The sequence below is a fragment of the Candidatus Brevundimonas colombiensis genome (assembly GCA_029202665.1).
Classification (GTDB): domain Bacteria; phylum Pseudomonadota; class Alphaproteobacteria; order Caulobacterales; family Caulobacteraceae; genus Brevundimonas; species Brevundimonas colombiensis.
In genome coordinates this window covers 2,396,554-2,420,939 of sequence record CP119326.1, presented here as the reverse complement: position 1 = coordinate 2,420,939, position 24,386 = coordinate 2,396,554, and the positions used below count along the sequence as shown (strand labels likewise).

Here is a 24,386-nt window from a genome sequence, read left to right as displayed (position 1 = left end):
GGCTGGCGACCGCCAGGGCAAGGGTCAACGACGCCCGGCGACCAGTTCGTTGCGGATATTGCGCCCCAGGGGATCGCGCGCCTGCCAGCTGTCGCCCACGCTCGCCTCCACCATGCGGCTGCAGAAGCGAGGCAGGATCTGGCGTGGCGCGAAATCGCTCAGGCAGATTTTCCCGTTCTCGGCGGTCCAACGCGCGTTCAACCGCCGACCGTCCGAAAACTGCGACGTATAATGCCCGTCAGGATCAAAGAAATGCTTCACCCACTGTCCGTTCGGATAGTGGGACACGATGGTGTTGCCGAACGCATTTGACATGTCGGCGCTAGCCGACGATGCCGCGCCGACAGCCATCAACGCCAAGGCGCCGATCCAGACCCTGCTTCTCAACCCGTCCCTCCTGCACCGTCCCGGTACCGACTATCGACGATACATAAGACGGCGCAAGCAGGACGGTTCCGGGCGTCAGACGTTGCCGCGTCGGCCCGATTCAAACAGGAACCAGACGCGCTTCTCGCTTTCGTCGATCCAGTTCTCCAGCAGGCTGGCGGTGGCGATGTCGTTATGTTCGTCGCAGAGGTCGTGCACCTCGCGCATCCGGCTGATCAGATCGCCGTTGTCATCGCGAAGCTCGGCCAACATATCCAACGGATCGACATAGTCGGCGTCGTTGTCGGCGACGCGTGATTCCTTGGCGATCTGACCGATGGAGCGCAACGTCGTGCCGCCGATCTTGCGCGCCCGCTCGGCGATCGGATCGGTCATGGCCAGGATTTCGGCCGACTGGTCGTCCAGCAGCAGGTGATAATCTCGGAAATGCGGTCCCGACACATGCCAGTGGAAGTTCTTCGTCTTGATGTAGAGCGCGAACGTATCCGCCAACAGCGTGGTCAACGCAGCGGAAATATCCCGCGTCGCCTCTTCCGACAGGCTGGTGGGCGTTCTCAGCGGCGCCAAACGTTTCTCGCGGGCGGTGACCATTCTCGTTCTCCTTAGCAACGACCTGTCGTCAAGCTAGGAAGCGAACAGGCCGAACGGAAGTCCCGAAAGAGATCATAATCCTGAAGCTGTGGAGGCGTTCGGCGTGGACCTGCGCCTTCTACAAGGTCGGCGCAGATCGCGGGAGGCGCAGGCGGCGGTTAAAACGAGCGGAATCGGGTCGGCAGGCGGTCAAACCGACTTAAAATGTCATCGCCCGCTCATGACGATTTCCGCACCACGGAGAGAAATCACGATCGAATATGAAGACTTGATGGACTTATGATGGACACGGTGATCTCGGCTTGGACATGGATCCGCCCCATGCGAGATTGTTCGCATGAACATGAGATCTTGACGTCAAACCCATGACACCCCTAGCCCTCATCGTTGAAGATGAAGTCGCGATCGCGGAAATTCTGGATCGTTATCTGGTCCGTGAAGGATTTCGCACCGCCCGCGCCTACGATGGGCAGGTGGGTCTCGACCTGTATGCTTCGCTGAAGCCGGATGTGGTGCTGCTGGACGTCATGCTGCCGCGCATCAATGGCTGGGGCGTGCTGTCCGAACTGCGTCGTCGCGGCGATACGCCGGTTCTCATCATGACCGCGCTGGATCAGGATGTGGACAAGCTTCAGGCGCTGCGCACCGGCGCGGACGACTATGTGGTCAAACCCTTCAGCGCCGTCGAGGTGGTCGCTCGCGTTCAGGCCATACTGAGACGCACCGCTGGCATGGCGCCTGACCGACTGATCCGCGTCGGCGCGCTGGAGATCGACCCGGAAAGCTATATCGCCACCGTGCGAAGCGGCGACCAGATCAACCACCTGGACACCACACTGACCGAATTCCGTCTTTTGGAGTTCATGGCCCGCCATCCGATGCGGGTCTTCTCACGCGGGGAATTGGCTGACGCCTGTCTGCCGAATGAAGACGCGCTGGATCGCACGGTCGACAGCCACATCAGTAAGTTGCGCCGCAAGCTGACCGCCGCTGGAATGGAAAAAGCGCTCAAGGGCGTCAGAGGCGTCGGATATCGCCTGAACGCGCGATGATCCAACGTTCGCCCAGCCTCCAGCGGAAATTTTCCCTCTATATGGCTGCGGTCGCGGTCAGCGGTCTGCTTTCGGCGTTCGTGTTCTGGGGCATTCTCGATGTGGTGTTCATCGACCCGCGCAGCGAGTATCTTGAGAGCTATATAAACGCCGTCGACATGGCGGCTCTGGTGTTGTCGCTGCTGTGGGGTCTGATGGTGTCCCTCATCGCGGGACGCATCCTGTCGCAGCGGATCGCCGCGCCACTGTCTCAGGTCGCGCTGGTCGCGCGAAACATGACGGCCGGCGACCTGTCGGCCCGTGTGGAATACAAGGATGGGAGCCTAGGCGAAATCTCGCAACTCATATCCGATTTCAACACCTTGGCGGCGCATCTGCAAAAATCCACCAACGAATCCATCCAGTGGAACGCCGCCATCGCTCATGAACTCAGGACCCCCCTGACCATCATGAACGGCATGATGGAAGGCGTCGCCGACGAAGTGTTCGATCTGGACGACGAATGGATGGCCCTGATGAAGTTTCAGTTGGAGGGCCTGACCCGGATTGTCGAAGATCTGCGGGTCATCAGCCTTTACGAAAGCGGCCGTATGTCGCTGAAGACTGAAAAACTGGCGCTGGACCAGGTCATCCAGCCGTTGAGAAGCCTGTACGAGCCGCTGCTCAACAAACTTGGCTTCACGATCGAATGGGAGGTGAGGCCCGTACGGGTGTTCGGGGACAGCACGCGCATCCGGCAGGCCCTTCATGCCCTGCTGGAAAATGTCCGCGTCCATGCCGATCCAGGCGTCGTCAGGGTCGCCATCGAAGAAAACGCCGGATTCGCTGTCCTCAGCGTCGCGGATTCGGGCCCGGGAATTCCCCATGACATCGCGCCCCAGATGTTCGATCCTTTCCGCAGCGCGCGCTCTGACGCAAAGGGATCTGGCCTGGGCCTGACCGTCGTGAAGTATATCGCCGAAGCCCATGGCGGATACGCCCTGCTGGGACGGTCTGATGCCGGCGGGCTCCGGGCTGAGTTCGAACTGCCGCTCGCCGACTGACGCTGCAGTCGGCGGTATCGTCAAACCAACAGGCGCGACATGGCCTCCACATTCCGTCCGCAAAGCCGCAACACGTGATGGGTAAGGGCTTCAAAAGTTCCCGCCGCCTTGCTCCATGAGGATTGTCCTTGCCCCGGCCCAAACGAAGACTTCTGTTGGGTGCGCCAAGTGCGATGCTGCTTGTCGTTGCAGGCGGGGCGGTCGCGCAGGCGCGTGAGACGGCTGCTCCTGTCTCGCCAAGACCAGCCGATGCGCCGGCCGTCATCGTCAAGGACGTGCAGACGGGCGCGCCCCTGGCGGCTGACTGGGTCGCCGACGACTGGCGCGAGGTTTTCGACGACCCCGACCTGATGGCCCTGCTGACCGAGGCCCTGGACCGCAACCTGACGATCGAGAGCGCGCGGCAGCGGCTGCAACAGGCGCAGGCGCTGCAACGCCGGACAAACAACGCCGAACGTCCCGGCCTGGACCTGCTTGGGCTTCCGCTACAGGATGTTCCGACCGGCGACGGCTATTATCAGCTGGGCCTCGCCACACGGTGGGAGGTCGACTTCTTCGGCGCCAACGCCGCACGGGATCAGGAAGCCGAAGCTCGCACCGCCGCGCAGGCCGCACAGTTGCGGGCAGCGCGCCTGATGATCGCGACATCGCTTATTCAAGCCTATTACGAACGCCACGAAGCGCAGGTCCGGCTGGCGCTGTCGCGACAATCGCACGAACTGTCCCTGCGCGCCCTCGACCTGGTGCAGGTGCGGGTCGATACGGGGTTGGCCGATGCGCGCGAGCGGCGCGCGGCCTCCATCGAAGAGAACCGTCACCGCATCGAACAGGCTCGCCTGCAGTACCAGATCGAGCGTGCGTCACGGACGTTGGACGCTCTGCTCAGTCGATCCGACCCGGCCTCACAGGATCAGGCCGCCGGCCATTTCGCGTCCGTGCGGTTTCCGGCCGAACTGAAGGCCAACGACCTGCGTCGTCGCCCCGACGTGATGACTGCCGAAGCAGAGGTTCTGGAAGCCGCCGCCCGCGTGAGGATCGCCCGGGCCGCCCTCTATCCCAGCCTGTCGTTGAGCGGGTCGATCAGCTATACGCGCAGCCTGTCGTCAGCGCCTTCACCCGGCGGGCTGATGCCGGTGATCGGGCCTACGATCGACATTCCGCTGTGGGACTGGGGCCGGCGCCGCGCCATGGTCAACAGCGAGGACCACGCCCTGTCCAGCGCCCTGGCGCTTTATCACCAGGCGGTCATCGAAGCGGCCGGCGAAGTTCAGACCGCCTTCAGCGCCCTGGAGCAGCAGCAGGCCATTGTCACGGCGCGTCGCGAGACGGTCGAAACCCTGCGCCGATCCCTGGACGCCTGGACCACGCGCCATGACCTGGGTCTGGCCAGCGATCTGGATATGATCCAGCCGCAAACCGACCTGCTGGAGGCCCGTTCGGCCCTGGTCGACGCCCGGTTGGACAGCATAACGGCCCTGCTCCATATCTTTAAGGCGGCGGGCGGACCGCTGCTGGCGGAGGGGACGACGCCGTGATCTCCCTCGCCCGCAAGACCCTGATCCACGAGTGGGTTCGCTTCGTGCCCGTGGTGCTGGCGGTGACGTTCGCCGGGCTGCTGCTGATCGTGCAGGCCGCCCTGGTGCTGGGCATCTTCAGCAGCGCCGCCATCTACATCAAGGCGTCATCGGCCGACGTCTGGGTCGGCTATCCCGGTTCGCAAAGCTTCAACTACGGTCGCCCGCTGGGACCGGACGTCGAGATGCGTCTGCGCGCCGATGAAGCCGTTTCGACCGTCGAACCCTGGCGCTGGGTCGATGCCGACTGGCATTCGGCGTCGGACGACCATGGGGCGGTCACGGTCTATCTGTCCGGCCTCTCTGTTGAAAAGGACGCCATGGCGTTTTCCAGGCTGCTGCCGGACGCCTTGCGCCAGCGGCTGCGCGATCCGGGCGCGGTGATCGTCGATAGCGCGGACCTGACCACCCTTGGGGTCGCTGAGGGCGGCCTGGCCTGGATCAACAGGCACCCGGTGCGCGTTGTCGGCGTCATAAAGGGCATGCGCGGCCTGGGGGGCGTCAACGTCCTGTCATCGCTGGACACCGCACGCGAGATCGGCGGGGCGGAGACATCCAGGGACACCTATTATCTGGCGCGATTGAAGAACGGCGCCGCACCGGGTGTCGTGCGCCAACGGTTGATGCAGGACCGCGCGGCCTTTTCACCCTATGAGGCCTGGACCGCGAACGAATTCGCCGCCCGTTCGCAGAACTACTGGCTGCTGGACACCGGGGCGGGCATCGCCGTCCTGTTCATGGCCATCATCGTCAGTCTGGTGGGGGCCATGGTGACCAGCCAGTCGCTGGCCGGAACCATCTCCGCCTCGCGCCGGGAGTATGCGGCCCTCAGCGCGCTTGGCGTGGGGCGCTGGTCGCTGACCCGCGTGGTGCTTGAGCAGAGCGCCTGGATCGGCGGGGTCGGCCTGGTGCTGGCGGCGCTGATCAGCACGCCCTTGCTGATGCTGGCGGCCGGACAGGATGTGCCGGTGGCCATGAGCCTGCCCGTCGCGACCGGATGCGGCCTGTTGATCTTCGCCATGGCCATGCTGGCCAGTCTGGCTGCGGTGCGGACGATGCTGAAGACCGATCCCGCCATGTTGTTGAGATAAGGCCATGGCTGATTCCGCGCACATCCTGACGCTCGCCAGATCGCCCGCCCCGACGGTCATCGCCGCCGGGCTGGTGAAAAGCTTCACCACCGGCGCGGTCCAGACACAGGTGCTGACCCATCTGGATCTGGACCTTCATCCCGGCGAGATGACCCTGATCTCCGGCCCTTCGGGCTGCGGCAAGAGCACGCTGCTGTCGCTGTTGTCCGGCCTGCAGAAGCCGGACAGCGGTTCCGTCACGGCGCTGGGTGAGCGGCTGGACCGGCTCGGTCGCAGCCGGCTGGAGGCCTTCCGCCTGCAACACACCGGCTTTGTGTTCCAGGGATTCAACCTGTTCCCGGCGCTGACCGCCGTGGAGCAGGTGCAGCTTCCGCTGGGCTATCTGGGCATGGACCACCGTCAAAGCGAGGTCCTGGCCCTGGATGCGTTGAAGGAGGTAGGACTGAGCCACCGCCTGGATATGCGCCCGGCGCAACTCTCCGGCGGTGAGAAACAGAGGGTCGCCATCGCCCGCGCCATCGCCAAGTCGCCCGCCCTGCTGTTCGCCGACGAACCCACCAGCGCGCTGGACGCGGAGAATGGTCAGCGGGTCAGCGAAATGCTGCGCCAGATTGCTCATAATCGAGGCGCGACGGTGGTGTGCGTCAGCCATGATCCACGCCTGATCCGCTTCGCCGACCGCCTGCTGACCATGGAGGACGGCGTCATCAAGAGCGATGTTCGCCCCGGCCTGTCTTCCAGCCCACAACTCTATTCGGAAGCTCGGTGATGAAAGCCACAATCCTGCCGCCCGTACCCCGCCCTTCCGTCGTCGCCGTTCTGGCGATTGTCGGCCTTTCCGCCCTGTCCGCCTGCCAGAAGCCCGAACCGCCGACGCAAACCGCGCCGATGCACGCCGTGGCGCGCGGCCGCATCGAGGTGCAGGGCGGGCTGGTCGCCGTGACCGCGCCGCTGGAAGGCGAACTGCGCGCGCTGGAGGTCGTCGAAGGTCAGACCGTGCATAAGGGCGACGTGCTGGCACGCTTCGACGACGGCGCGCTTGCAGACGAAACCCGCCTGATCGAAGCCCAGGCCGATCAGTCGCGCCAACGCCAGCAGGCGGCGCAACTCAAGGTCCGCGCGCTCAGCGAAACCCTCAATCGAAACCAGCAGGCTGAAAAAGCGGGCGCCGTCTCGGCCCAGGCTCTGGCCGATGTTCAGCTTTCCCTTGCCGACGCCCAGGCTGAATCCGCCGCCGCCGCCGCCGACATCGTCGTCTATCATCAACGGCTGGCCCAGGCGCGCAATCGCCTGAAGAAGACCCAGGTGATCGCCCCGACCGACGGCGTCGTCCTTCGCATCGTCGTGCCGGCCGGAGAGCGGTTGTCGCAGGGCGCAGCCCTGATGACCCTTCTGCCGGAGCGCCCGCTGATCGTCCGCGCCGAGATCAACGAGAGCTTCATCGGACGCGTGCGTCCCGGCATGAAGGCGAGCGTGACCATTGATCCGACACCTTTGGGCGGCAAGCCGCTGCCCGCCGCTCATCTGACCTATCTCAGCCCCGTTTACACCCATGCCCGTCAGGGCGACGACGTTGAACGCGGCCCCAGCCGCGTCGTCGAAGGCCTGCTCGAATTCGACACCCGCCCCGACGTGCGCGTCGGCCAAACCGTTCGGGTCAATTTCAATGACTAAACACCGCTACAGCCTCAGCCCTTCACGCAGCGAATGGGCCATTCACTGCGATTTCGACGGCACCATCAGCGATCGCGATGCGACCGACAGCCTGCTTCAGGCCTTCGGCCGTCCCGGCTGGACGGACCTGGAGAACGCCTGGGAACAAGGACAGATCGGCTCTAAGGCCTGCATGACCGGCCAGATCGCCCTGCTGGACATGACCGATCAGGCTTTTGATCAAGCCCTGTCCGCGATTCAGGTGGACCCCGCCTTCCCCGCCTTCGTCCGGGCGGCCCAGGGTTTCGGCGCGCCGATCAGCATTGTCAGCGATGGTCTGGATCTGGCCATCGAACGCATCCTGGCCCCGCTGAACCTAGGCGCCCTGCCCGTCATGGCCAATCAGATGGAACAGGCCTCGGCCAACCGCTGGCGGCTGAACACGCCATTGAGTTCCGCGGCCTGCGTCAAGGACAGCGCCAACTGCAAATGCGCCCGGCTGGCCGAAGCGCGGCGCACGGCGAACCGCATCCTCTATATCGGCGACAGCACCTCGGACTTCTGCGTGTCAGGCAAGGCGGATTTCGTTCTGGCGAAGCGTCGGCTGATCGATCATTGCCGGGCCAACGCCATTCCCCACGCCCCTATTGACGACTTCACCGACGCCCTGGCCCTGTTGCCGGAAATCCTGAGCCGTCCTTCGCTTCAGGATGCCGTATGACGCCGCCTTCGACCTCTGTGTTGAAAGACCATGCCTATCTTCTGCCCGGCCAGGGCACGAATGCGCGGATCGGCGTCCTGTTGATCCATGGCCTGACCGGAACACCCAATGAGATGCGGCTGATCGCGCGCGGTCTGCAGAAGGAGGGGTTCACCGTCTATGCCCTGCAACTGGCCGGCCACTGCGGCGACGTCGACGACCTGCTGGCGACGGGCTGGCGCGACTGGATGAACAGCGTGCAGGAAGGCGCGCGTCATCTGGCCGCCGACACCGACCGGATCATCGCCGTCGGTCTGTCGATGGGGGCGCTTCTGGCCCTGGGTCTGGCTGAGGACGGCACGGCGAAACTGGCGGGCGTGGTCGCCCTGTCCACCACCTTCCGCCATGACGGCTGGAGCATGCCCTTCTACACGCGGTTTTCCTTCCTGCTGCCGCTGTGCCGCGCCTTGGGGATCGGGGCCAAGCGCGTCTTCTTTGAAATGCCGCCCTACGGCATCAAGGACGAAGCGATCCGCGCCCGCATCGTGGCCCAGATGCAGTCGGGCGACAGTTCCCAGGCCGGCCTGCCCGGCAATCCGTGGTGGTCGATCGGCGAGCTTCAGGCCCTGGCGCGCCATGTGCGGCGCCGGCTGTCCCTGATCGACGTCCCCTGTCTGGTCATTCACGCGCGGCACGACGACGTCGCTGCCCTGTCCAACGCGCAGGACATCAGGAACCGCGTCCACAAGGCGCCAGTCGAACTGGTGGTGCTGGAAGACAGCTATCACATGGTCACGATCGACCGGGAGCGTCGCCGCGTCATCGCCTGTGTCACCGACTTCGCCAAGCGGATCGCCCGCCAGCCTGAGACGATGGAGGCCGCCGCGTGAGCGCGCTGGTCGTGGGGCTGTGGACAGCCAACATCGTGGTCGACTGCGCCGGTCAACTGGCGTTCAAGGCCGCCGCCTCCGACCCGCGCGCGGGTGACGGCCTGGCGCGCTGGCTCTACATGGCCCGCCGTCCGTGGATATGGATCGGCATCAGCAGCTATGTGGCGGAGTTTCTGATCTGGCTGGCCTTCCTGTCGCTTGTGCCCCTGTCTGACGGGGTCCTGCTGGGCTCGATCAACATCGTCGCCATTCTGCTGCTGGGGCGCCTGTTGTTCCGTGAAAAGCTGACGCCCTTGCGGATCATCGGTGTGACGCTGATTTCCCTCGGGGTCGCGGTCGTGGGGCTGAAGGGATGAAATCGTCTTCAAAAGCCTTCTATATCATCGGCTTTCTGTCGCTGATGGCGTTCGACACCCTGGCCCAGCTCTGTTTCAAACAGGCGGGCAGCAGCGCCCTGCCGCTGGAGTTCTCATCGTCCTGGCTGGCCAGGGTGTTCAGCCAGCCGTGGATCTATGGCGCCATGGCCGGCTATATCGGCGCCTTCTTCACCTGGATGACCCTGCTGCAGCGGGCGCCGGTCGGTCCTGCATTCGCCGCGTCTCACCTCGAGATCGTGTCCGTGCTGGCCCTGTCGGCGGTCCTGTTCCGCGAGGTCATCGGCTGGCCCCAGCTTTTGGGCACGGCGCTGATCCTTGGCGGCATAGTGTTCCTGGCGGTCGGTGAAGGCCGGCTCAGCCGCGAGGCGGAGCCTGAACCCCTTGGCTAGGGCGGCGGGTTTCGCGCCGCCCACGGCTGGCCTGCCCCTGCTGGGCCGCGACCTGTTCCCCGACAGATATTCAGAGTTGGAGACCGATCTGGCGGCGTTTCTGGGCGCGCCAGGGGTCCAGATCGAATGTTCGGGCACGGCGGCCTTCATCGTCGCCCTGCGCACCCTGGCTGACCGCGCGCCCGACAGAGACGAGGTGGTGGTCCCGGCCTATACCTGCCCGCTGGTCGCCCAGGCCGTCGCCGCCAGTGGGCTGAAGCTGAAACTGGCCGATCTCAGCCCCGACACCCTGGACATGGCGCCCGAGGCGCTGGATGGGCTTTGCGGCGCTCGCACCCTGGCCGTCGTGCCCACCCATCTGGGCGGGCGGGTCAGCGACATCCGCCCCGCCGTCGAGGCCGCCCACCGGGTCGGCGCCTGGGTGATCGAGGATGCCGCACAGGCCTTGGGCGCGCGTCTCGGCGCCGCCTCGGTCGGCCAGCAGGGCGACATCGGCTTCTACAGCCTGGCCGTGGGCAAGGGGCTCAGCATCTATGAGGGCGGCGTCCTGACCGCGCGCGACGCGCCGCTTCGGCGCGCCCTTCAGGAAACCAGCCGCCGTCTGATCCCCGACAGCCGGACGATGGAGGCCCGGCGCATCGCCGAACTGATCGGCTATGCCCTTCTCTATCGGCCGGGCGCCCTGCGATGGAGCTATGGCGCACCGCTGCGTCAGGCGCTGGCGCGCGGGGACTGGAGCGCTGCGGCGGGCGACGATTTTCCCGACCGGATTCCCCTTCACCGGCCGGGGCGATGGCGCAAGAAGGTCGGGGCCATGGCCCTGAAACGCCTGCCGGAGTTTCTGGCCGCCGCCGAGGTGCAGGCGTCGTCGCGCGTCGAGACGCTGGCGCAGATTGCGGGCGTGGATGTGGTCCGGGACAGCGCCCCCGGCGCGCGCGGCGTCTGGCCGATCCTGATGGTGCGCCTGCCGGATCAGGCGGCGCGGGACGCCGTCCTGGCGCAAGGCTGGGACAAGGGGCTGGGCCTCAGCCCGCCCTTCCTTCGCGCCCTGCCGGATTATCGGCGCTACACCTCGGTCGTGCCAACCAGCGCGCCTGACGCCCTGCCCAACGCCCGGAGCTGGGCCGGGCGGCTGCTGGCGATCAGCAACAGTCCATGGCTGGGCGATGCGGACTTCGCGCGGGTCTGCGAGATGCTGCGCCGCGCGACCTCAGCACGGGGCTAGAGCATGATCGTTTTAGACGGAACCGCGTAGCGGTTCCGACAGAAGCGTGAATCATGCTCTCGCTCATATCTGGAGCCTGATTCACGGCATCGATGAAATCGCGAAGCGATTCCATCTCAACCGATCAGGCTCTAAGCCCGCGCCTGTTCCCTGCGTTTCAGCTCCGCCTCGCGCTCGGCGATATAGTTGCGGGTCAGGGGCACGGCCTCCTGGCGACGCGCCAACTGGACCTGAAACACCGCAATCTCCTGATAGCGGAAGGCCGTCTCGGACATGGCCAGATAGAACTCCCACATCAGGCAGAACCGCTCGTCATACAGCGCCTTGGCCTCGTCGCGCCGCGCCATGAAACGCTCGCGCCAGATCCGCAGGGTCTGCGCGTAATGCAGACGAACGACCTCGATGTCGGTGATGATCAGGCCCGACCGCTCGATCGCCGGCGTGAACTCGGACATGGAGGGCAGACTGCCGCCGGGGAAGATGTACCGCTCCAGCCACGGATTGTTGAAGTCCGGCACGTCGCTGTTGCCGATGAAGTGCAGCAGCATGACGCCGTCCTCGGTCAACAGGTCGCGGCACTGGGTGAAGAAGGCGTCGAAGTTGACGATGCCGACATGCTCGAACATGCCCACCGAGACAATGCGGTCGAACGGGCCGGGCACGTCGCGATAGTCCTGCAGCCGGAACTCCACATCCCCGCCACGCGGCGACCTCGTCGCCCGCGCCGTCGCCGCCGCCTGTTGCTCGGTCGACAGGGTCACGCCCACCGCCTGACCGGCGCCCGCCACCTCGGCCAGATAAAGCGCCATCCCGCCCCAGCCGCAGCCGATATCCAGAACGCGCTGACCCGGTTCGATCAGCAGCTTGGCCGCGATATGGCGTTTCTTGGCCAGTTGGGCCTCTTCCAGGGTTTCGTCGCCTGTCTCGAAATAGGCGCAGGAATACTGGCGGTCCTCGTCCAGAAACAGCCGATAGAGCCGGTCGTCGAGGTCGTAGTGATGGGCCACGTTGCGACGCGATTGCCGCCGCCTGTTGCGTTGAACGACGGGACGCAGCGCCGACCGCAGCGAATCCAGAAACCGCACCGTGGCGCCCACCGCCACGTCGCGGTCGTCACGCAGCACCAGCTCCAGAAAATCATAGACTGTGCCGCGTTCGACGATCAGTCGCTGCTGCATGAACATCTCGCCCATGTTCAGGTCGGGATCGCGCACCAGATTCAGGATCGCCCGGCGATCCTTGAAACGCACCCGCACGCTCGGCGTCCCGCCGTCGCCCAGCCGCAGCACGGCCCCGTCCGGCATGACGATCTCAAGATCGCCGCGCTGGATCAGGGGGGTGAAGACCCGCTTCACCAGTTGCAGCATCAATCCATCCAGCATGTCGTGCGCCTCCCCAGGAGTTGGTGTGATGGCGCCCTAGGCGCGCCAGGCGGCTTGAAGCGCCTGGACCAGTTGCAGGTTGAACGGGTGGTTCTCGCTCTGCCAGCGGGCCACGACCTCGGCGGACGGTTCCTCCGTCTGACCGTCCATCCGGCTCAGCCAGCGCTTCCACCAGGTGCGATAGCGGTGCAGCGACACCTCGCCCGTGATGTCGGCGCCGACCAGGGCGCCTTTCAGGGCCGCCACGATGTCCAGCCCCTGCGCCGCCGTCATTTGACCCTGGTCCCAGTTGGTGCGGACCACGTCGGGGGCGAAGACATCCTTATCGATGCTCAGATAGGTCGGCGCCGGATCATCGCCCAGATAGCGGCTGAGGGCCGCCGTCAGCGCGCCCGTGTCGTCAAAGGATCGGAACCGTTCGCCAAGGCCGCGACGATGCGCCCAGTCCACATCGACCCCCGTGCTCCAATAGGTCGCCTTGCCGCCCTTGACCGCACGCAGATCATGCTCCCACGCATGGGCGCCGCCCAGGTCTTCGGACGTCACGCCGACGACATGAACCTCGGACACGCGCGGGTCCATCGCCATGCGGCCGATCCATGATCCGCAATGCACGCCCCAGGGAAAGACCATGCTGTCCGGGTGGTTGTCCAGAACCACCACCTGCACCGGCGCCTCGGCCCGATCCAGACACCGCAGGATCAGGGGCCAGCTGAGATGGTGGAAATCCCCGCTGCCCATCAGCACCGGACCATGCGCCTGATAGGGCGGGACCAGGGCCGTCAGGGCGGCGCTTGCCCGACGGAACCTCTTCGCCCCACAGCCGAAACGCAGGGTCTCGCTCCATTCGGGCGGCAGGGTCGGGCGGATTTCGTCCGGCAAAGGCAGGACCGAGCCGTCCATATCCAGCACCAGGGGCGGGCGCGTCATGGCTCAGCGTTTCCTGTCATCGCATTTCCGGCCTTGTCGCTCCACGTCCTGTCGCTTTCGAACGACCCGGCCATGCGGCGCCCCAAGGCCCTCAGCAGGGGGTTGCGGATGAAGACCAGATGCCGCGTGAAGGTGAAGCGCGCGCCCAGCAGGGCCTTGACCTCAGGGTCCGTCCATCCGGCGACATAGTGGTTCAGGCCGCGTTCCAGCGCATAGTCCAGGTTCACGAACCAGCTGACGAAATACAGGTTCGCCTCGCGGGCCTGCGGATAGACGAAGCCGATGTATTTATCGATCAGCATGCCCTGATGCTCGAAGCACAGGTTCCAGCCGATGAAGGCACCATCCTGATTGCGATACTCGAACACCACGCCGTTCTGCGCCGGATCGGTCAGAACGGCAGCGAAAAACTCATAGGTCAACTTATCGAAGTGGATTTCGCTCTGAGCGTATACCTGTTCGTACATCGCATAATAGCGGCGCACCGTCGTCTCATCGAAACAGGCGTCGCCGGTACGAACCACGCTCACCGTCAACCCGGCGCGGGCCGCCAGTTTCTTGCGGATGTATTTGGCGTCCCGGCGCTTCAGGCGGGCGATGTAGTCATCGACGTTGTTGAAATCGATCGGCACATAGGCCAGCGCCTGCCCGGCCAGCTGAATGAAATCGCGCGCTTCGCACGCCCGCGCCAGTTCATCGGCGAAAACATTGTCCTGCGGCGACAACAGGGGCGAGGCCTGCGGCAGGTCCTTCAGTATGGTCAGGGCGGCTCCGCCCCCCAGACGCTCGCGCAGGGAGGCAGCCAGGTCGGCCGCCGCCTGCGCATCGCCCGCCCCGGTCTCCGGCACGGGCGCATATTCCGTCACCGTCGTCCCGATGAAGGTCGTGCGCAGGCGCAGGAACCGCCGCCATGTGCGGAAACCCGGCCATTGCGACAGCCGCGCGACGAAGTCGGCGTCCGCCGTCGTCAACAGGTCGAACGGCGCCAGAAACGCCGGCGCCGGCGCATCGCCGATGACCGAAAACCCTTCCGGCGGACAGGCCGCCCACCGGTCGATCAGGGTTTTCGGCTCCAGCAGATTGCGCCAGCGCATCGGCGCCTCCGTCACGCCGCCTTGGCGCGGTTCAGCAGTTGCTCCAGCAGCACCATGGCCTCATCGATCTCGGAACGCGAGATCATCAGCGACGGCGCGAAGGTGATGACGTTCTTGTAGTAGCCGCCCACGTCCAGAACCAGGCCGCGCTTCTCGCCCTGATAGTCCAGACCACCGGCCAGGCCGATGTCCACCATCTTGTCCAGCAGTTCGCGGTTCGGCGTGAAGCCGTCCTCGGTGCAGATTTCGGCGCGCAGGGCCAGGCCCAGGCCGTCGACGTCGCCGATCTCCTTGTGACGCGATTGCAGATCGCGCAGGCCTTCCAGGAAGTAGGCGCCCGACTCGCGCACCTGGCGCCCGAAATCGACCTCGTGCGTCATCTTCAGCACTTCCAGACCGACCGCCGTGCCCAGGGGATTGGAGGCGAAGGTCGAGTGGGTCGAACCGGGCGGGAAGGTCGTCGGATTGATCAGTTCTTCGCGCGCCCAGATGCCGGACAGCGGGTTCAGGCCGTTGGTCAGCGCCTTGCCGAAGACCAGGACATCCGGCGTCACGCCGAAGTTCTCGACCGACCACAGCTTGCCCGTCCGCCAGAAGCCCATCTGGATTTCGTCGACCACCATCAGGACGCCGTGCTGATCCAGCACCGACTTCAGGCCGGTGAAGAAGTTGGCCGGCGGCACCACATAGCCGCCCGTGCCCTGGATCGGCTCGACATAGAAGGCCGCATATTCGCACTGGTTCGTCTTGGGGTCCCAGACGGCGTGATATTCGTTCTCGAACTTGCGGGCGAAGTCACGCACGATGACGTCGGCGTATTCCTCTGCCGTCATGCCGCGCGGGCGGCGGAACGGATAGGGGAAGGGAATGAACTGGGCGCGGTCGCTGAAGTGACCGAAGCGACGACGATAGCGATAGCTGGACGTGATGCTGGACGCGCCCAGAGTGCGGCCGTGATAGCCGCCTTCAAAGGCGAACATCAGCGTCTTGCCGTTGCTGGCGTTCCGCACGACCTTCAGCGAATCCTCGACGGCCTGCGCCCCGCCGACGTTGAAATGGACCCGGCCCGGCAGGCCCCATTTCTTCTGCGCGTCCTCGGCGATGAACTTGGCCAGTTCGATCTTGGTGGGGTGCAGATACTGGCTGGCGACCTGTGGCAGTTCGTGAATCTGCCGGATCAGGGTGTCGTCCAGGCGCTTGTTCTTATAGCCGAAATTGACGGCCGAATACCACATCTGGAGGTCCAGGAAGGCGGTGCCGTCGTTGTCGAACATATAGCTGCCGTCGCAGCCGGTGAAAATCTTGGGCGGATCGACATAGTGAACCGTGTCGCCGAAGGAGCAGTAGCGTGCTTCCTGCTCCAGAAGTTCCTGCACATTAATGCTCAAGGCACATCTCCATCTGGGTCGCGGCCTCTTTCCGACAGATCGGTGCAACCTCTGTCGACGGCAGGTGGAGGATTTGTGGACGCAGCAAGGCCCTATTGGGACCAGACACGCGATGGCGCCCCCGACGCCTTTGACGCGCCCCTGTATCCAGTCGCGCAGTGCTGAGCAGCAACATCCAGATTCGCCAGATTGACAGCGACTGTCCGACCGGCAGGCCAGACCCATGTTCCCACGATCTGCGAGCACGGCTGCGACCAGCTATATCCTGGCGGCGCTGCCGCCAGATGACCTGGCGACGATTCCAGGCTGGAAGCTGAAGCGATTGCAGGAGATCGCCCGCCGCTAAGTCACAGGGTGAGCCATCAAACTGGGCATGATCGCGCGGCTCGAAGAGGGCCGGAACAGACGGTCAACTGTAAAACCCGCCGCTCGCGTAGGAGGCAAACGCGCTCAAATGCAGGGAAGGCGGTGGCTGGGGAACTAGGACTCGAACCTAGGGCCTGTACTCAATTGAGTTGATCTGTCTGTTATGATTCAAGTCTCTCAGGAGGCTTGATCATGACGGATCATTTTTGGTTGTCGGACGCACAGTGGGCGGTGCTCGAGCCACACATTCCCAAGGTCTACACGGGCAAGCGGCGTGTGGATGATCGGCGTGTGATCTCCGGCATCGTGCACCGTCTACGCGAGGGCTGTCGCTGGCGGGCCCTGCCGGACGTGTATGGGCCGTATACGACGGTGTTCAACCGCTACAATCGCTGGAGTAAGCGAGGGCTGTGGCAGCGGATCCTGACCGCGCTCAATGAAGCGGCCGACCCGACGGTGACGGCGATGATCGACTCGACTTCCGTCAAGGCGCACCGCTCGGCGGCCGGCGCAAAAGGGCGGCCTCGGCTCACGCCATAGGTCAGTCCCGTGGCGGTCGAACGACTAAAGTCCACATGCTGACGGACGAAGCTGGAAGGCCTCGTGTCCTGCAACTCTCGCCCGGCCAGGCCTCCGATATCGTAGCCGCCCACGACCTGATCGTCGCCAGCCGACCCAGCCTGCGCCTGCTCGCAGACAGGGCCTACGACGGCGACGCCCTGCGTCGCATGCTGAAGGAGCGCGGCACGACCCCGGTGATCCCCAACAAGATCAATCGCGTGAACCGACACCCCTTCGACGCTGTCACCTACAGGCTCAGCAACGCCGTCGAACGCGCCTTCTGCCGCCTCAAGGACTTCCGCGCTGATCCTCCCTCGTTTGAGTGGACACCCATGCTAGCTTTTCGGAGCTGGAGAGGCGTGTCTGATGAGTGTTCAAGGCCGGGTGTTTCCGGATTCGTTCAAGCGGGAGGCTGTTGATCGGGTCGCCAGCAGTGGGCTGAGCGTCGGTGCTGTGGCCAGAGAGTTGGGATTGCATGAGACGGTGCTGCGTCGATGGATGACGCAGTTCGGGGTGCAGGCGGCGGGGACGTCGCGGGCCCCACAACGCAGGCGTCGTCCCCGTCGCCGTCGGATCTGGCGGCGGAGTTGGCCCGGTTACGACGGGAGAACACGCGGCTCCGGATGGAGCGGGATATATTAAAAAAAGCCGCGCTCATCTTCGGAGCGGCCTCCCGATGAAGTTCGGGTTCGTCGATGGGCATCGTCAGGTCTGGCCGGTTCGCGTGATGTGCGCGGTTCTCGGGTTGTCGACCAGCGGATACTACGCCTGGCGCGGTCGCCCCGAGAGCGCGAGGTCTGTCGCCAATCGCGAACTGACCGAGGACATCCGCCTGATCCATGCCGAGAGCAGCGGCTGCTACGGCTCGCCCCGCGTCCACGCCACCCTGCGGCGGCATGGGCGTCGGGTCGGTCGATCCCGCGTGGAGCGGCTGATGCGCCGCGCCGGCCTGCGGGGATTGGCGGCCCTGCCGCGTCGCGCCTAAACGACGAACAGCCGCCACGGCTATCCGATCGCGCCCAACAGGCTCACCCGCAACTTCGAGGCGGCGGCGCCCAACCAGGTCTGGCTCGCCGACCTTACCTACATACCGACGGGCGAAGGCTGGCTCTACCTCGCCGCCATCCTCGATATGCACACCCGCAAGATCGTGGGCTGGTCGATGCGTCAGACCCTGCACACCGAGATCGCTCTGGACCGCTCAACATGGCCGTTGAACGCCAGCGGCCTGCGCCCGGTCCTCCGTAAAAGAGAACGCGATCGTGTGGCAGACCGGCAAGAGCCGAGGGCGGAAGAGCGTCGTCCTGCCCATTACCGACGCCGTTCGCGAAGTGCTCGATACCCTCGAGCGTTGATCCTGCCCGACCGTGCTGGCGAGCTCGGAGGGAGAACCGTGGACGCCGCCGGGCCGCGGCCTCGACAGCGGCGTGCAGCGCGCACGAGATGGTGCGGACGAGGCGGCGCGCAAACGGGCCGGGCCGGGCGTCACAGCCGGCCTCGACGGCTTGCGCTTCCACGACCTGCGAGGCACGGCTGCGACCAGCTACATCCTGGCGGGTCTGCCGCTCGACGATGTGGCGACGATTCTCGGGTGGGAGCTGAAGCGGGTGAAGGAGATCGCCCGCCGCTACGTCACCGGCGAAGCGATCGGACTCGGCATGATCGCGCGGCTCCAGGAGACCCAGAACAGAACAGCAACTGTAAAACCCAGTGTAAAACCCACGTCCCTCAGGAGGGGTCAAAAGCGCTCAAATGCAGTGAGGGCGGTGGCTGGGGAACTAGGACTCGAACCTAGAATGACGGTACCAAAAACCGTAGTGTTACCATTACACCATTCCCCAGCAGGACCGGCGTTTCCGCAGCGCTCTGTGCGGCGGAGGCGGTCAGATAGGCCAAACCGATTTGGGATGCAACACCCTCTTTCAGGACTATTTTCGGTGTGCGCGACGAAGGTCGAAATGGGTGCTTGCGGCCTGTCGAAGCCATGGCTATAAGCCGCGTCCTCACTTCGGGGCGACGCTTTGCGGCCCGCCCCCACGGTCGGAGTGTGGCTCAGCCTGGTAGAGCACTGCGTTCGGGACGCAGGGGTCGGAGGTTCGAATCCTCTCACTCCGACCATCTTCTCCTTCGAGACATTTGGCGATCAGGCGGCGGATCGCCTCCGCCGCACCGACGTGCACGGTCAGTCGTCGTTCGCCGCGGTCTCCATGGCCTGGCGGGCCACCGCGTTCAGATGCGCTCCGACCGATTCAATCGTCCTTAGGCCCAGCGCCTTTCGCCGCGCAGTCAGGTCCGGCGACCCGGCGTCGTAGTCGGCCATCAGCCGCCGCACGAAGTCGCCGCCCTGCACCTCCGCCAGCACATCGTCCATCGCCTGGCGCGCCTCGGGCCCGATCACGCGCGGCCCGGTCAGATAGGCGCCGTATTCCGCCGTATTCGAAATCTTGGCGAAGGCCCCGGCGATGCCGCGTTCGTACATCAGGTCGGTCACCAGCTTGGTCTCGTAGAAGCACTCGAACCACGCGACCTCGGGCGGATAGCCGGCATTCACCAGCTTCATGAAGGCGGCGTCGATCAGTTCGGCGATCCCGCCACACAGCACCACCTGCTCGCCGAACAGATCGCTCTCGCATTCGTCGCGCATGGTGGTCTCCAGGATGCCCTTGCGGCCGCAGCCCAGGGCGGCCGCATAGGACAGGCCCAGGGCATGCGCGTCGCCCGTCGCGTCCTGCTGCACGCCGAACAGGCAAAAGACCCCCTCCCCGGCCTCGTACAGGTCGCGAATGCGCGGCCCGATGCCCTTGGGCGAGGCCAGGATCACGTCCAGATCGGCGCGCGGCTGGACCAGGCCGAACCGAACCGACAGGCCGTGGGCGAAAACCAGGGCCGCGCCCGGCCGCACGTTCGGCTCCAGTTCGTCGCGCCACAGATCGCGATGCGCCTCGTCCGAGGTCATCACGGCGATGACATCCGCGCCCGTTGCGGCCTGCCCGGCCGTCATGACCTCAAATCCGTCGGCGCGCGCCAGGTCGCGCGTCTTCGAACCTGCTTTCAGCCCGACAACGATGTCGATCACGCCCGAATCGCGCAGGTTCAGCGCATGGGTGCGGCCCTGACTGCCATAACCGATCATGGCGACGCGCTTGCCGCGAATGATCGAAAGGTCGCAGTCGCGGTCATGGAATACGGGCAGCGGATTGGATAAGGTCTGGGTCATGGCCGTCTTCATAACCCCTTCCTCCGTCGTCGCCTTCTGGAAAGAGGTCGGGCCCGAAAAGTGGTTCGCCAAGGACGAGGCGTTCGACACCCTTTTCCGCGACCGGGGCCGAGCCGTCCACTGGGCCGCCGCACGACGCGAACTGGACGACTGGATGGACACGGCGGAGGGCGCCCTGGCCCTGCTGATCCTGCTGGACCAGTATCCCCGGAACAGCTTCCGCGGCACGGCGCATCAGTTCGCCACCGACCCGCTGGCCCTGATGTTCGCCAATCAGGCGGTGGCGCGCGACCGGCATCGGCAGGTCGAACCTGAACTGAAAAACTTTCTATTGCTGCCGTTCGAGCATTCCGAGCGGATCGAGGATCAAGACCGCTACATGGCGCTGATCGCCGGCGACGAGGATTTGGAAAAATGGGGCAGGATACACCGCGACATCATCGTCCGCTTCGGCCGCTTCCCTCACCGCAACGCCGCCCTGGGCCGCGAGACGACGGCCGAAGAACAAGCCTTCCTCGACGAAGGCGGTTTCGGCGGCTGATTCGATCCACAACGATCCGGTATCGACCGTCTGCGGTTGTTTGGCGAAAGGCCGATTCGGGTGGAAGCTGACGCCATGAACGCTCAGGTCGCTATCGCCCAACTTCAGGCCCGCATCGCCGCCGCGCCCGCCGATCATCCCGAAAGGCAATATCTGCACCTGATGCGCGACATTCTGGACAATGGCGTGCGGCGCGAAGATCGCACCGGCACTGGCACCCTGGGCGTATTCGGCCGCCAGATGCGGTTCGACCTGGCCAAGGGCTTTCCGGTCCTGACGACCAAGAAGCTGCATCTGCGATCCATCATCGTCGAACTATTGTGGTTCCTGCGCGGCGAAACCAACATCCGCTATCTGAAGGACAACGGCGTCCGCATCTGGGACGAATGGGCCGACGCCGAGGGCGAACTGGGCCCGGTCTATGGCAAACAGTGGCGGTCATGGGCCGCGCCGGACGGCCGCGTCGTCGATCAGATCGAGAAGCTGGTTCACGGACTGAAAGCCAACCCCAACAGCCGCCGTCACATCGTCACCGCCTGGAACCCGGCCGACGTGGACGACATGGCCCTGCCGCCCTGCCATTGCCTGTTCCAGTTCTTCGTCGCCGACGGGAAGCTGAGCTGCCAGCTGTATCAGCGCAGCGCCGACGTCTTCCTGGGCGTGCCGTTCAACATCGCCTCCTATGCTCTGCTGACCATAATGCTGGCTCAGGTCGTGGGATTGGAGCCGGGCGACTTCGTCCACACCTTCGGCGACGCCCACCTGTATCTGAACCATCTGGAACAGGCCGAGCTTCAGCTGACGCGCGAACCGCTGCCGCTGCCGAAGATGCGGATCGCGCCCAAGACCGACCTGTTCGCCTTTGAGCTCAGCGACTTCACGCTGGAGGGCTATGAGGCCTGGCCGCACATCAAGGCGGATGTCGCCGTCTGATGGATTTGAAGGCTCTGCAGGCCGATGTCCTGAAAATCTCCGACATCTACGCCGCCGAACACGACATCGACCGGGATCGGGATTGGGCGCTGTTGAAGCTGCAGGAGGAGCTGGGCGAACTAACGGCCGAGCATCTGCGTCTTACCCGCCGCGCACGCGGAACGCCCGACACCCAGGCGCTGGGCGACGAGGCGGCGGACGTCCTGGGCATGCTGTTGATCTATTGCGCCCGCTCAGGCGTCGATCTGGAACAGGCGATGCAGCGCAAATGGTTGAAGTGGCTGGAGCCTCGGCCCGCGCCCTAAACCTCGGGCGCGATCATGATCATCGGCTTCAGTCGCTGCACCAGATCCTGGTCGGCGGAGATTCGCTCAACGACGATGCGGTTCTGCGTCATGCCCATCTGCATCGTGGCCCGAAACACCACTATCTCGCCGGGGGCGGCGATGAAGCCCTCCAGCGTCGGCTTGTTCTGCTTGCCCGCCAGACCGCTGAACGCCATCGACAGCTGGTGGCCGCCGGGCGCGACGGACAGGGCGGTGAAACGCGGGCTTTTCAGTTGGGCCACATACTGATCGTCCAGGGCCAGGGCCAGACCGACCGCCTTGCCCACGAAACCTTCACGATAGACGATCAACAGGGCCTGATTAGGGACCTGTGGATGTAAATCCAGCGCCGCCTGCTTCTGCTCCGGCGTCGCCGTCTTGCCCAGTTTCGTCCCGACCAGATTGGCCATGATATAGGCTGTGAAGATGCCCAGGAATGCGCCCGCGAGCGTCGGCAGATAGCCCGCATCCGCCCCAAGGCCGGAAAACAGGAACGACAGGCCGAAGCTGACGGCCAGGGCGACCACGAAACCAACGACGATGGAGGGGATGTACTTGCTCATGGCGGGTCTCGCGTTCATGGGATGGAGCAACTCAACGCAGCAATACGGTCAAGGTTCTTGCCACAACCCATCATTTCTCTGGTCGTCGCCCGCGCAAGCAATGGCGTCATCGGCCGGGACGGCGACCTGCCCTGGCGGCTGCGCAGCGATCTGCAGCGCTTCAAGGCCATCACCGTGGGCAAGCCCTGCCTGATGGGCCGCAAGACCTGGGAGAGCCTGCCGCTGAAGCCCCTGCCCGGCCGGCTGAACCTGGTGATGACGCGTGACGAATCCTACGAGGCGGACGGCATGGCCAAGGGCGCCCTGGTCTGCGCCACTCTTGATGAGGCGATCGAGATCGGGCGCGAAACGGCCGAGGAGGACGGCGTGGACGAAATCTGCGTCATCGGCGGCACGGCCCTGTTCGAGGCCGCCCTGCCCCGCGCCAGACGACTTTATATCACCGAGGTCGACGCCGCTCCCGATGGCGACGCCGTCTTTCCCGCATTCGACGAAACGGCCTGGATCGAGGTATCGTCGGAATCGCATCCGGCAGGCGAGAAGGACGATCATGCCTTCACCTTCCGCGTTCTCGAACGTCGCTAGGAGATTCTTATGTATGTGACCACGACCAACGACCTGCCCGGCTTTCGCGTGACCCGCCATATCGGCCTGGTGCGCGGCGTGACGGTGCGTTCGCGCAACGCCATCTCTGACGCGATCGGCGGCGTTCAGTCGATGCTGGGCGGGCGCGTCGGCGCCTATGTCAAACTGGCCGAGGCTGGTCGGCAGGAGGCCTATGACGAGTTGGTCAAACATGCCGAGGCCCACGGCGCCAACGCCATCCTGGCCGTGCGCTACGACGCCACCGAGATCATGCCCGGCGTGACCGAGGTGCTGGCCTATGGCACAGGGGTCATCGTCGAGCCGGCCTGACCGGCTCGACGACGCGCGGGCGTCAGGACAGGCTCATCAGGGCCGAACGCTCGAAGTTCTGAAGCTCGTCGGCGCGGCCGTCGCGCACCTTGGCGGCCCATTGCGGATCGGCCAGCAGGGCGCGACCCACGGCGACCAGATCGAACTCTTCCGCCTCCAGCCGTCGCAGCAGGCCGTCCAGCGACGCGGGCTGGGACGCCTCGCCCCCGAAGGCCGCGATGAAATCGCCGTCAAGGCCGACCGACCCCACGGTGATGGTCGGCTTGCCGGTCAGCTTCTTGGCCCAGCCGGCGAAGTTCAGATCGGACCCTTCGAACTCCGGCTCCCAGAACCGGCGTTGCGAACAGTGGAAGACGTCGACCCCGGCCTCGGACAAGAGCGACAGCCATTCGGCCATTTGATCCGGCGTCTCGGCGATGCGGGCGGCGTAGTCCTGCAGCTTCCATTGCGACAGACGCAGGATGACGGGAATGTCGTCGCCCACGCCTTCGCGCACCGCCTTGATGACTTCGACGCCGAACCGGGAGCGATCGGCAATGGTCGCCCCGCCCCAGCGGTCGTCGCGCGAATTCAATCGGCCCCAAAAGAACTGATCGATCAGATAGCCGTGGGCGCCGTGGATTTCGACGGCGTCGAAGCCCAGATCACGCGCGGCGCGGGCCGAGCGCGCGAAGGCGCCGATCACGTCGGCGACATCCTCTTCGGTCATCGGTTCGAACCTGGTGTTGCCCGGCGCGGTCATGCCCGACGGGCTGTCGACCTTGCCCAGCGGCTCCCAATCCGCGCCCTGGCCGCGCGCCGAACCGACGTGCCAGATCTGCGGCGCGATCAGCCCTCCGGCGGCATGGACCTCGTCCACCACCGTCTTCCACTGCGGCAGGGCCTCGCCATGAAAGACCGGCACATTGGCGTCATTGCGCGCAGCGGGCCGCTCGATCACCGTCCCTTCGGTCACGATCAGGCCAACGCCTCCCTCGGCCCGCCGACGATAATAGCCGGCGACGTCCGAGGTCGGCACGCCGTTCGGCGAGAAGGACCGCGTCATGGGCGCCATGACGATGCGGTTGGGCAGGGTCAGCCCCTTGACGGTGAAGGGGCGGAACAGGGCGTCGGCGCTCATTGGATATCCTTGGAGATTGGCAACCCCCAAGGTGGCTAACAGGGTTGCCTTTTGAAACCCCCGCTCCTGCGGATTCTT

The 24,386-nt window shown here is 65.0% G+C and carries 28 protein-coding genes, 2 tRNA genes and 1 pseudogene; 21 read left to right on the top strand and 10 right to left on the bottom strand.

The features are described 5' to 3' along the window. Positions 1 to 24: 24 nt before the first annotated feature. Together P0Y50_11815 and P0Y50_11810 are read right to left on the bottom strand one after the other, a co-directional pair. Complete coding sequence (locus tag P0Y50_11815; GenBank protein WEK39225.1) at positions 25 to 351, bottom strand: hypothetical protein; 327 nt, start codon at positions 349 to 351, stop codon at positions 25 to 27. A 111-nt stretch (positions 352 to 462) separates the two neighbouring features. Then, a complete protein-coding gene (locus P0Y50_11810; GenBank protein ID WEK39224.1) occupies positions 463 to 978 on the bottom strand; it encodes a DNA starvation/stationary phase protection protein in 516 nt (171 codons plus the stop codon). 365 nt (positions 979 to 1,343) lie between these two features. Here P0Y50_11810 and P0Y50_11805 point away from each other — a divergent pair, with 365 nt between their 5' ends. The 11 genes from P0Y50_11805 to P0Y50_11755 all read left to right on the top strand — a co-directional run bounded on the left by P0Y50_11805 (position 1,344) and on the right by P0Y50_11755 (position 10,972). Beyond that, positions 1,344 to 2,030, top strand: coding sequence for a response regulator (locus tag P0Y50_11805; GenBank protein ID WEK39223.1), 687 nt, complete (start codon positions 1,344 to 1,346; stop codon positions 2,028 to 2,030). Beyond that, positions 2,027 to 3,073: an ATP-binding protein gene (locus tag P0Y50_11800; protein WEK39222.1), complete on the top strand. Its 1,047-nt coding sequence runs from the start codon at positions 2,027 to 2,029 to the stop codon at positions 3,071 to 3,073. Before P0Y50_11805 ends, P0Y50_11800 begins: the two co-directional genes overlap by 4 nt. A 173-nt stretch (positions 3,074 to 3,246) precedes the next feature. Then, positions 3,247 to 4,608 (top strand): TolC family protein, encoded by a 1,362-nt coding sequence (locus P0Y50_11795; GenBank protein ID WEK39221.1) that lies wholly within the window; start codon positions 3,247 to 3,249, stop codon positions 4,606 to 4,608. Next, complete coding sequence (locus P0Y50_11790) at positions 4,605 to 5,738, top strand: ABC transporter permease (GenBank protein WEK39220.1); 1,134 nt, start codon at positions 4,605 to 4,607, stop codon at positions 5,736 to 5,738. Before P0Y50_11795 ends, P0Y50_11790 begins: the two co-directional genes overlap by 4 nt. Before the next feature lie 4 nt (positions 5,739 to 5,742). Further along, positions 5,743 to 6,507 carry an ABC transporter ATP-binding protein gene (locus P0Y50_11785; protein ID WEK39219.1) on the top strand — a complete coding sequence of 255 codons (765 nt, stop codon included), beginning with the start codon at positions 5,743 to 5,745 and terminating at the stop codon, positions 6,505 to 6,507. After that, complete coding sequence (locus P0Y50_11780) at positions 6,507 to 7,412, top strand: HlyD family efflux transporter periplasmic adaptor subunit (protein ID WEK39218.1); 906 nt, start codon at positions 6,507 to 6,509, stop codon at positions 7,410 to 7,412. The genes P0Y50_11785 and P0Y50_11780 overlap by 1 nt, the downstream gene beginning before the upstream one ends. Further along, positions 7,405 to 8,112, top strand: coding sequence for an HAD-IB family phosphatase (locus P0Y50_11775; protein WEK39217.1), 708 nt, complete (start codon positions 7,405 to 7,407; stop codon positions 8,110 to 8,112). The genes P0Y50_11780 and P0Y50_11775 overlap by 8 nt, the downstream gene beginning before the upstream one ends. Further along, positions 8,109 to 8,981: an alpha/beta fold hydrolase gene (locus P0Y50_11770; GenBank protein ID WEK39216.1), complete on the top strand. Its 873-nt coding sequence runs from the start codon at positions 8,109 to 8,111 to the stop codon at positions 8,979 to 8,981. The genes P0Y50_11775 and P0Y50_11770 overlap by 4 nt, the downstream gene beginning before the upstream one ends. Continuing rightward, positions 8,978 to 9,337: an EamA family transporter gene (locus P0Y50_11765; protein ID WEK39215.1), complete on the top strand. Its 360-nt coding sequence runs from the start codon at positions 8,978 to 8,980 to the stop codon at positions 9,335 to 9,337. Before P0Y50_11770 ends, P0Y50_11765 begins: the two co-directional genes overlap by 4 nt. Next, complete coding sequence (locus P0Y50_11760) at positions 9,334 to 9,747, top strand: EamA family transporter (protein WEK39214.1); 414 nt, start codon at positions 9,334 to 9,336, stop codon at positions 9,745 to 9,747. The genes P0Y50_11765 and P0Y50_11760 overlap by 4 nt, the downstream gene beginning before the upstream one ends. Then, positions 9,740 to 10,972: a DegT/DnrJ/EryC1/StrS family aminotransferase gene (locus P0Y50_11755; protein ID WEK39213.1), complete on the top strand. Its 1,233-nt coding sequence runs from the start codon at positions 9,740 to 9,742 to the stop codon at positions 10,970 to 10,972. Before P0Y50_11760 ends, P0Y50_11755 begins: the two co-directional genes overlap by 8 nt. Positions 10,973 to 11,103: 131 nt before the next feature. On the opposite strand, the gene P0Y50_11750 is transcribed toward P0Y50_11755, so the two are convergent. From P0Y50_11750 to P0Y50_11735, 4 genes are read right to left on the bottom strand one after another with little or no spacing between them, the layout of a single operon-like run. Next, on the bottom strand, positions 11,104 to 12,354 hold the full coding sequence (locus P0Y50_11750) for a cyclopropane-fatty-acyl-phospholipid synthase (GenBank protein ID WEK39212.1): 1,251 nt from the start codon (positions 12,352 to 12,354) through the stop codon (positions 11,104 to 11,106). A 36-nt stretch (positions 12,355 to 12,390) separates the two neighbouring features. After that, positions 12,391 to 13,284 carry a hypothetical protein gene (locus tag P0Y50_11745; GenBank protein ID WEK39211.1) on the bottom strand — a complete coding sequence of 298 codons (894 nt, stop codon included), beginning with the start codon at positions 13,282 to 13,284 and terminating at the stop codon, positions 12,391 to 12,393. Beyond that, positions 13,281 to 14,378, bottom strand: coding sequence for a GNAT family N-acetyltransferase (locus P0Y50_11740; protein WEK39210.1), 1,098 nt, complete (start codon positions 14,376 to 14,378; stop codon positions 13,281 to 13,283). The genes P0Y50_11745 and P0Y50_11740 overlap by 4 nt, the downstream gene beginning before the upstream one ends. Positions 14,379 to 14,389: 11 nt before the next feature. Beyond that, complete coding sequence (locus tag P0Y50_11735; GenBank protein WEK39209.1) at positions 14,390 to 15,766, bottom strand: aminotransferase class III-fold pyridoxal phosphate-dependent enzyme; 1,377 nt, start codon at positions 15,764 to 15,766, stop codon at positions 14,390 to 14,392. Between the two features lie 223 nt (positions 15,767 to 15,989). Here P0Y50_11735 and P0Y50_11730 point away from each other — a divergent pair, with 223 nt between their 5' ends. The 4 genes and pseudogenes from P0Y50_11730 to P0Y50_11715 all read left to right on the top strand — a co-directional run bounded on the left by P0Y50_11730 (position 15,990) and on the right by P0Y50_11715 (position 17,932). Beyond that, positions 15,990 to 16,112: a hypothetical protein gene (locus tag P0Y50_11730; GenBank protein ID WEK39208.1), complete on the top strand. Its 123-nt coding sequence runs from the start codon at positions 15,990 to 15,992 to the stop codon at positions 16,110 to 16,112. A 212-nt stretch (positions 16,113 to 16,324) separates the two neighbouring features. Beyond that, positions 16,325 to 16,672 (top strand): IS5 family transposase, encoded by a 348-nt coding sequence (locus P0Y50_11725; protein ID WEK39207.1) that lies wholly within the window; start codon positions 16,325 to 16,327, stop codon positions 16,670 to 16,672. A gap of 35 nt (positions 16,673 to 16,707) precedes the next feature. Next, entirely contained in the window at positions 16,708 to 17,112 is a 405-nt protein-coding gene (locus P0Y50_11720; protein WEK39206.1) for a transposase, read from the top strand. Then, positions 17,060 to 17,932: pseudogene (locus tag P0Y50_11715) on the top strand (IS3 family transposase). The gene P0Y50_11720 and the pseudogene P0Y50_11715 overlap by 53 nt, the downstream one beginning before the upstream one ends. 528 nt (positions 17,933 to 18,460) lie before the next feature. Here the strand turns inward: P0Y50_11715 and P0Y50_11710 are convergent. Then, positions 18,461 to 18,534: transfer RNA gene (locus P0Y50_11710), tRNA-Gln, on the bottom strand. Positions 18,535 to 18,734: 200 nt separating this feature from the next. On the opposite strand from P0Y50_11710, the gene P0Y50_11705 reads away from it, so the two are divergent. Next, positions 18,735 to 18,811, top strand: a tRNA-Pro gene (locus P0Y50_11705). Between the two features lie 64 nt (positions 18,812 to 18,875). On the opposite strand, the gene ilvC is transcribed toward P0Y50_11705, so the two are convergent. Further along, entirely contained in the window at positions 18,876 to 19,910 is a 1,035-nt protein-coding gene (ilvC, locus tag P0Y50_11700; protein ID WEK39205.1) for a ketol-acid reductoisomerase, read from the bottom strand. On the opposite strand from ilvC, the gene P0Y50_11695 reads away from it, so the two are divergent. From P0Y50_11695 to P0Y50_11685, 3 genes are all read left to right on the top strand, one after another. Next, positions 19,909 to 20,451, top strand: coding sequence for a DUF924 family protein (locus tag P0Y50_11695; protein ID WEK39204.1), 543 nt, complete (start codon positions 19,909 to 19,911; stop codon positions 20,449 to 20,451). The genes ilvC and P0Y50_11695 overlap by 2 nt on opposite strands. A gap of 75 nt (positions 20,452 to 20,526) precedes the next feature. Further along, the gene (locus P0Y50_11690; protein ID WEK39203.1) at positions 20,527 to 21,384 is read left to right on the top strand and encodes a thymidylate synthase; all 858 of its coding nucleotides are present in this window, start codon (positions 20,527 to 20,529) and stop codon (positions 21,382 to 21,384) included. Beyond that, entirely contained in the window at positions 21,384 to 21,689 is a 306-nt protein-coding gene (locus P0Y50_11685) for a phosphoribosyl-ATP pyrophosphohydrolase (GenBank protein ID WEK39202.1), read from the top strand. The genes P0Y50_11690 and P0Y50_11685 overlap by 1 nt, the downstream gene beginning before the upstream one ends. Here the strand turns inward: P0Y50_11685 and P0Y50_11680 are convergent. Next, complete coding sequence (locus P0Y50_11680) at positions 21,686 to 22,273, bottom strand: hypothetical protein (protein ID WEK39201.1); 588 nt, start codon at positions 22,271 to 22,273, stop codon at positions 21,686 to 21,688. The genes P0Y50_11685 and P0Y50_11680 overlap by 4 nt on opposite strands. A gap of 57 nt (positions 22,274 to 22,330) precedes the next feature. Between P0Y50_11680 and P0Y50_11675 the strand changes: the two genes are divergently transcribed. Both P0Y50_11675 and P0Y50_11670 read left to right on the top strand, forming a co-directional pair. Then, positions 22,331 to 22,858, top strand: a complete 528-nt coding sequence (locus tag P0Y50_11675; protein ID WEK39200.1) for a dihydrofolate reductase — start codon at positions 22,331 to 22,333, stop codon at positions 22,856 to 22,858. A 9-nt stretch (positions 22,859 to 22,867) separates the two neighbouring features. Next, positions 22,868 to 23,188, top strand: a complete 321-nt coding sequence (locus tag P0Y50_11670) for a YbjQ family protein (protein WEK39199.1) — start codon at positions 22,868 to 22,870, stop codon at positions 23,186 to 23,188. Between the two features lie 22 nt (positions 23,189 to 23,210). Here the strand turns inward: P0Y50_11670 and P0Y50_11665 are convergent, their stop codons facing one another. Further along, the gene (locus P0Y50_11665; GenBank protein WEK39198.1) at positions 23,211 to 24,308 is read right to left on the bottom strand and encodes an NADH:flavin oxidoreductase; all 1,098 of its coding nucleotides are present in this window, start codon (positions 24,306 to 24,308) and stop codon (positions 23,211 to 23,213) included. Between the last annotated feature and the right edge of the window lie 78 nt (positions 24,309 to 24,386).

What these genes read in the sequence shown, in the direction of transcription:
- P0Y50_11670 (WEK39199.1), top strand. Translation starts at nt 22,868, where the DNA reads ATGTATGTGACCACGACCAACGACCTGCCCGGCTTTCGCGTGACCCGC.
- P0Y50_11685 (WEK39202.1), top strand. Translation starts at nt 21,384, where the DNA reads ATGGATTTGAAGGCTCTGCAGGCCGATGTCCTGAAAATCTCCGACATC.
- P0Y50_11680 (WEK39201.1), bottom strand. Translation starts at nt 22,273, where the DNA reads ATGAGCAAGTACATCCCCTCCATCGTCGTTGGTTTCGTGGTCGCCCTG.
- P0Y50_11725 (WEK39207.1), top strand. Translation starts at nt 16,325, where the DNA reads ATGACGGATCATTTTTGGTTGTCGGACGCACAGTGGGCGGTGCTCGAG.
- P0Y50_11780 (WEK39218.1), top strand. Translation starts at nt 6,507, where the DNA reads ATGAAAGCCACAATCCTGCCGCCCGTACCCCGCCCTTCCGTCGTCGCC.
- P0Y50_11795 (WEK39221.1), top strand. Translation starts at nt 3,247, where the DNA reads ATGCTGCTTGTCGTTGCAGGCGGGGCGGTCGCGCAGGCGCGTGAGACG.
- P0Y50_11805 (WEK39223.1), top strand. Translation starts at nt 1,344, where the DNA reads ATGACACCCCTAGCCCTCATCGTTGAAGATGAAGTCGCGATCGCGGAA.
- P0Y50_11745 (WEK39211.1), bottom strand. Translation starts at nt 13,284, where the DNA reads ATGACGCGCCCGCCCCTGGTGCTGGATATGGACGGCTCGGTCCTGCCT.
- P0Y50_11810 (WEK39224.1), bottom strand. Translation starts at nt 978, where the DNA reads ATGGTCACCGCCCGCGAGAAACGTTTGGCGCCGCTGAGAACGCCCACC.
- P0Y50_11760 (WEK39214.1), top strand. Translation starts at nt 9,334, where the DNA reads ATGAAATCGTCTTCAAAAGCCTTCTATATCATCGGCTTTCTGTCGCTG.
- P0Y50_11785 (WEK39219.1), top strand. Translation starts at nt 5,743, where the DNA reads ATGGCTGATTCCGCGCACATCCTGACGCTCGCCAGATCGCCCGCCCCG.
- P0Y50_11740 (WEK39210.1), bottom strand. Translation starts at nt 14,378, where the DNA reads ATGCGCTGGCGCAATCTGCTGGAGCCGAAAACCCTGATCGACCGGTGG.
- P0Y50_11800 (WEK39222.1), top strand. Translation starts at nt 2,027, where the DNA reads ATGATCCAACGTTCGCCCAGCCTCCAGCGGAAATTTTCCCTCTATATG.
- P0Y50_11695 (WEK39204.1), top strand. Translation starts at nt 19,909, where the DNA reads ATGGCCGTCTTCATAACCCCTTCCTCCGTCGTCGCCTTCTGGAAAGAG.
- P0Y50_11750 (WEK39212.1), bottom strand. Translation starts at nt 12,354, where the DNA reads ATGCTGGATGGATTGATGCTGCAACTGGTGAAGCGGGTCTTCACCCCC.
- P0Y50_11665 (WEK39198.1), bottom strand. Translation starts at nt 24,308, where the DNA reads ATGAGCGCCGACGCCCTGTTCCGCCCCTTCACCGTCAAGGGGCTGACC.
- P0Y50_11730 (WEK39208.1), top strand. Translation starts at nt 15,990, where the DNA reads ATGTTCCCACGATCTGCGAGCACGGCTGCGACCAGCTATATCCTGGCG.
- ilvC (WEK39205.1), bottom strand. Translation starts at nt 19,910, where the DNA reads ATGACCCAGACCTTATCCAATCCGCTGCCCGTATTCCATGACCGCGAC.
- P0Y50_11690 (WEK39203.1), top strand. Translation starts at nt 20,527, where the DNA reads ATGAACGCTCAGGTCGCTATCGCCCAACTTCAGGCCCGCATCGCCGCC.
- P0Y50_11770 (WEK39216.1), top strand. Translation starts at nt 8,109, where the DNA reads ATGACGCCGCCTTCGACCTCTGTGTTGAAAGACCATGCCTATCTTCTG.
- P0Y50_11720 (WEK39206.1), top strand. Translation starts at nt 16,708, where the DNA reads ATGCTGACGGACGAAGCTGGAAGGCCTCGTGTCCTGCAACTCTCGCCC.
- P0Y50_11815 (WEK39225.1), bottom strand. Translation starts at nt 351, where the DNA reads ATGGCTGTCGGCGCGGCATCGTCGGCTAGCGCCGACATGTCAAATGCG.
- P0Y50_11775 (WEK39217.1), top strand. Translation starts at nt 7,405, where the DNA reads ATGACTAAACACCGCTACAGCCTCAGCCCTTCACGCAGCGAATGGGCC.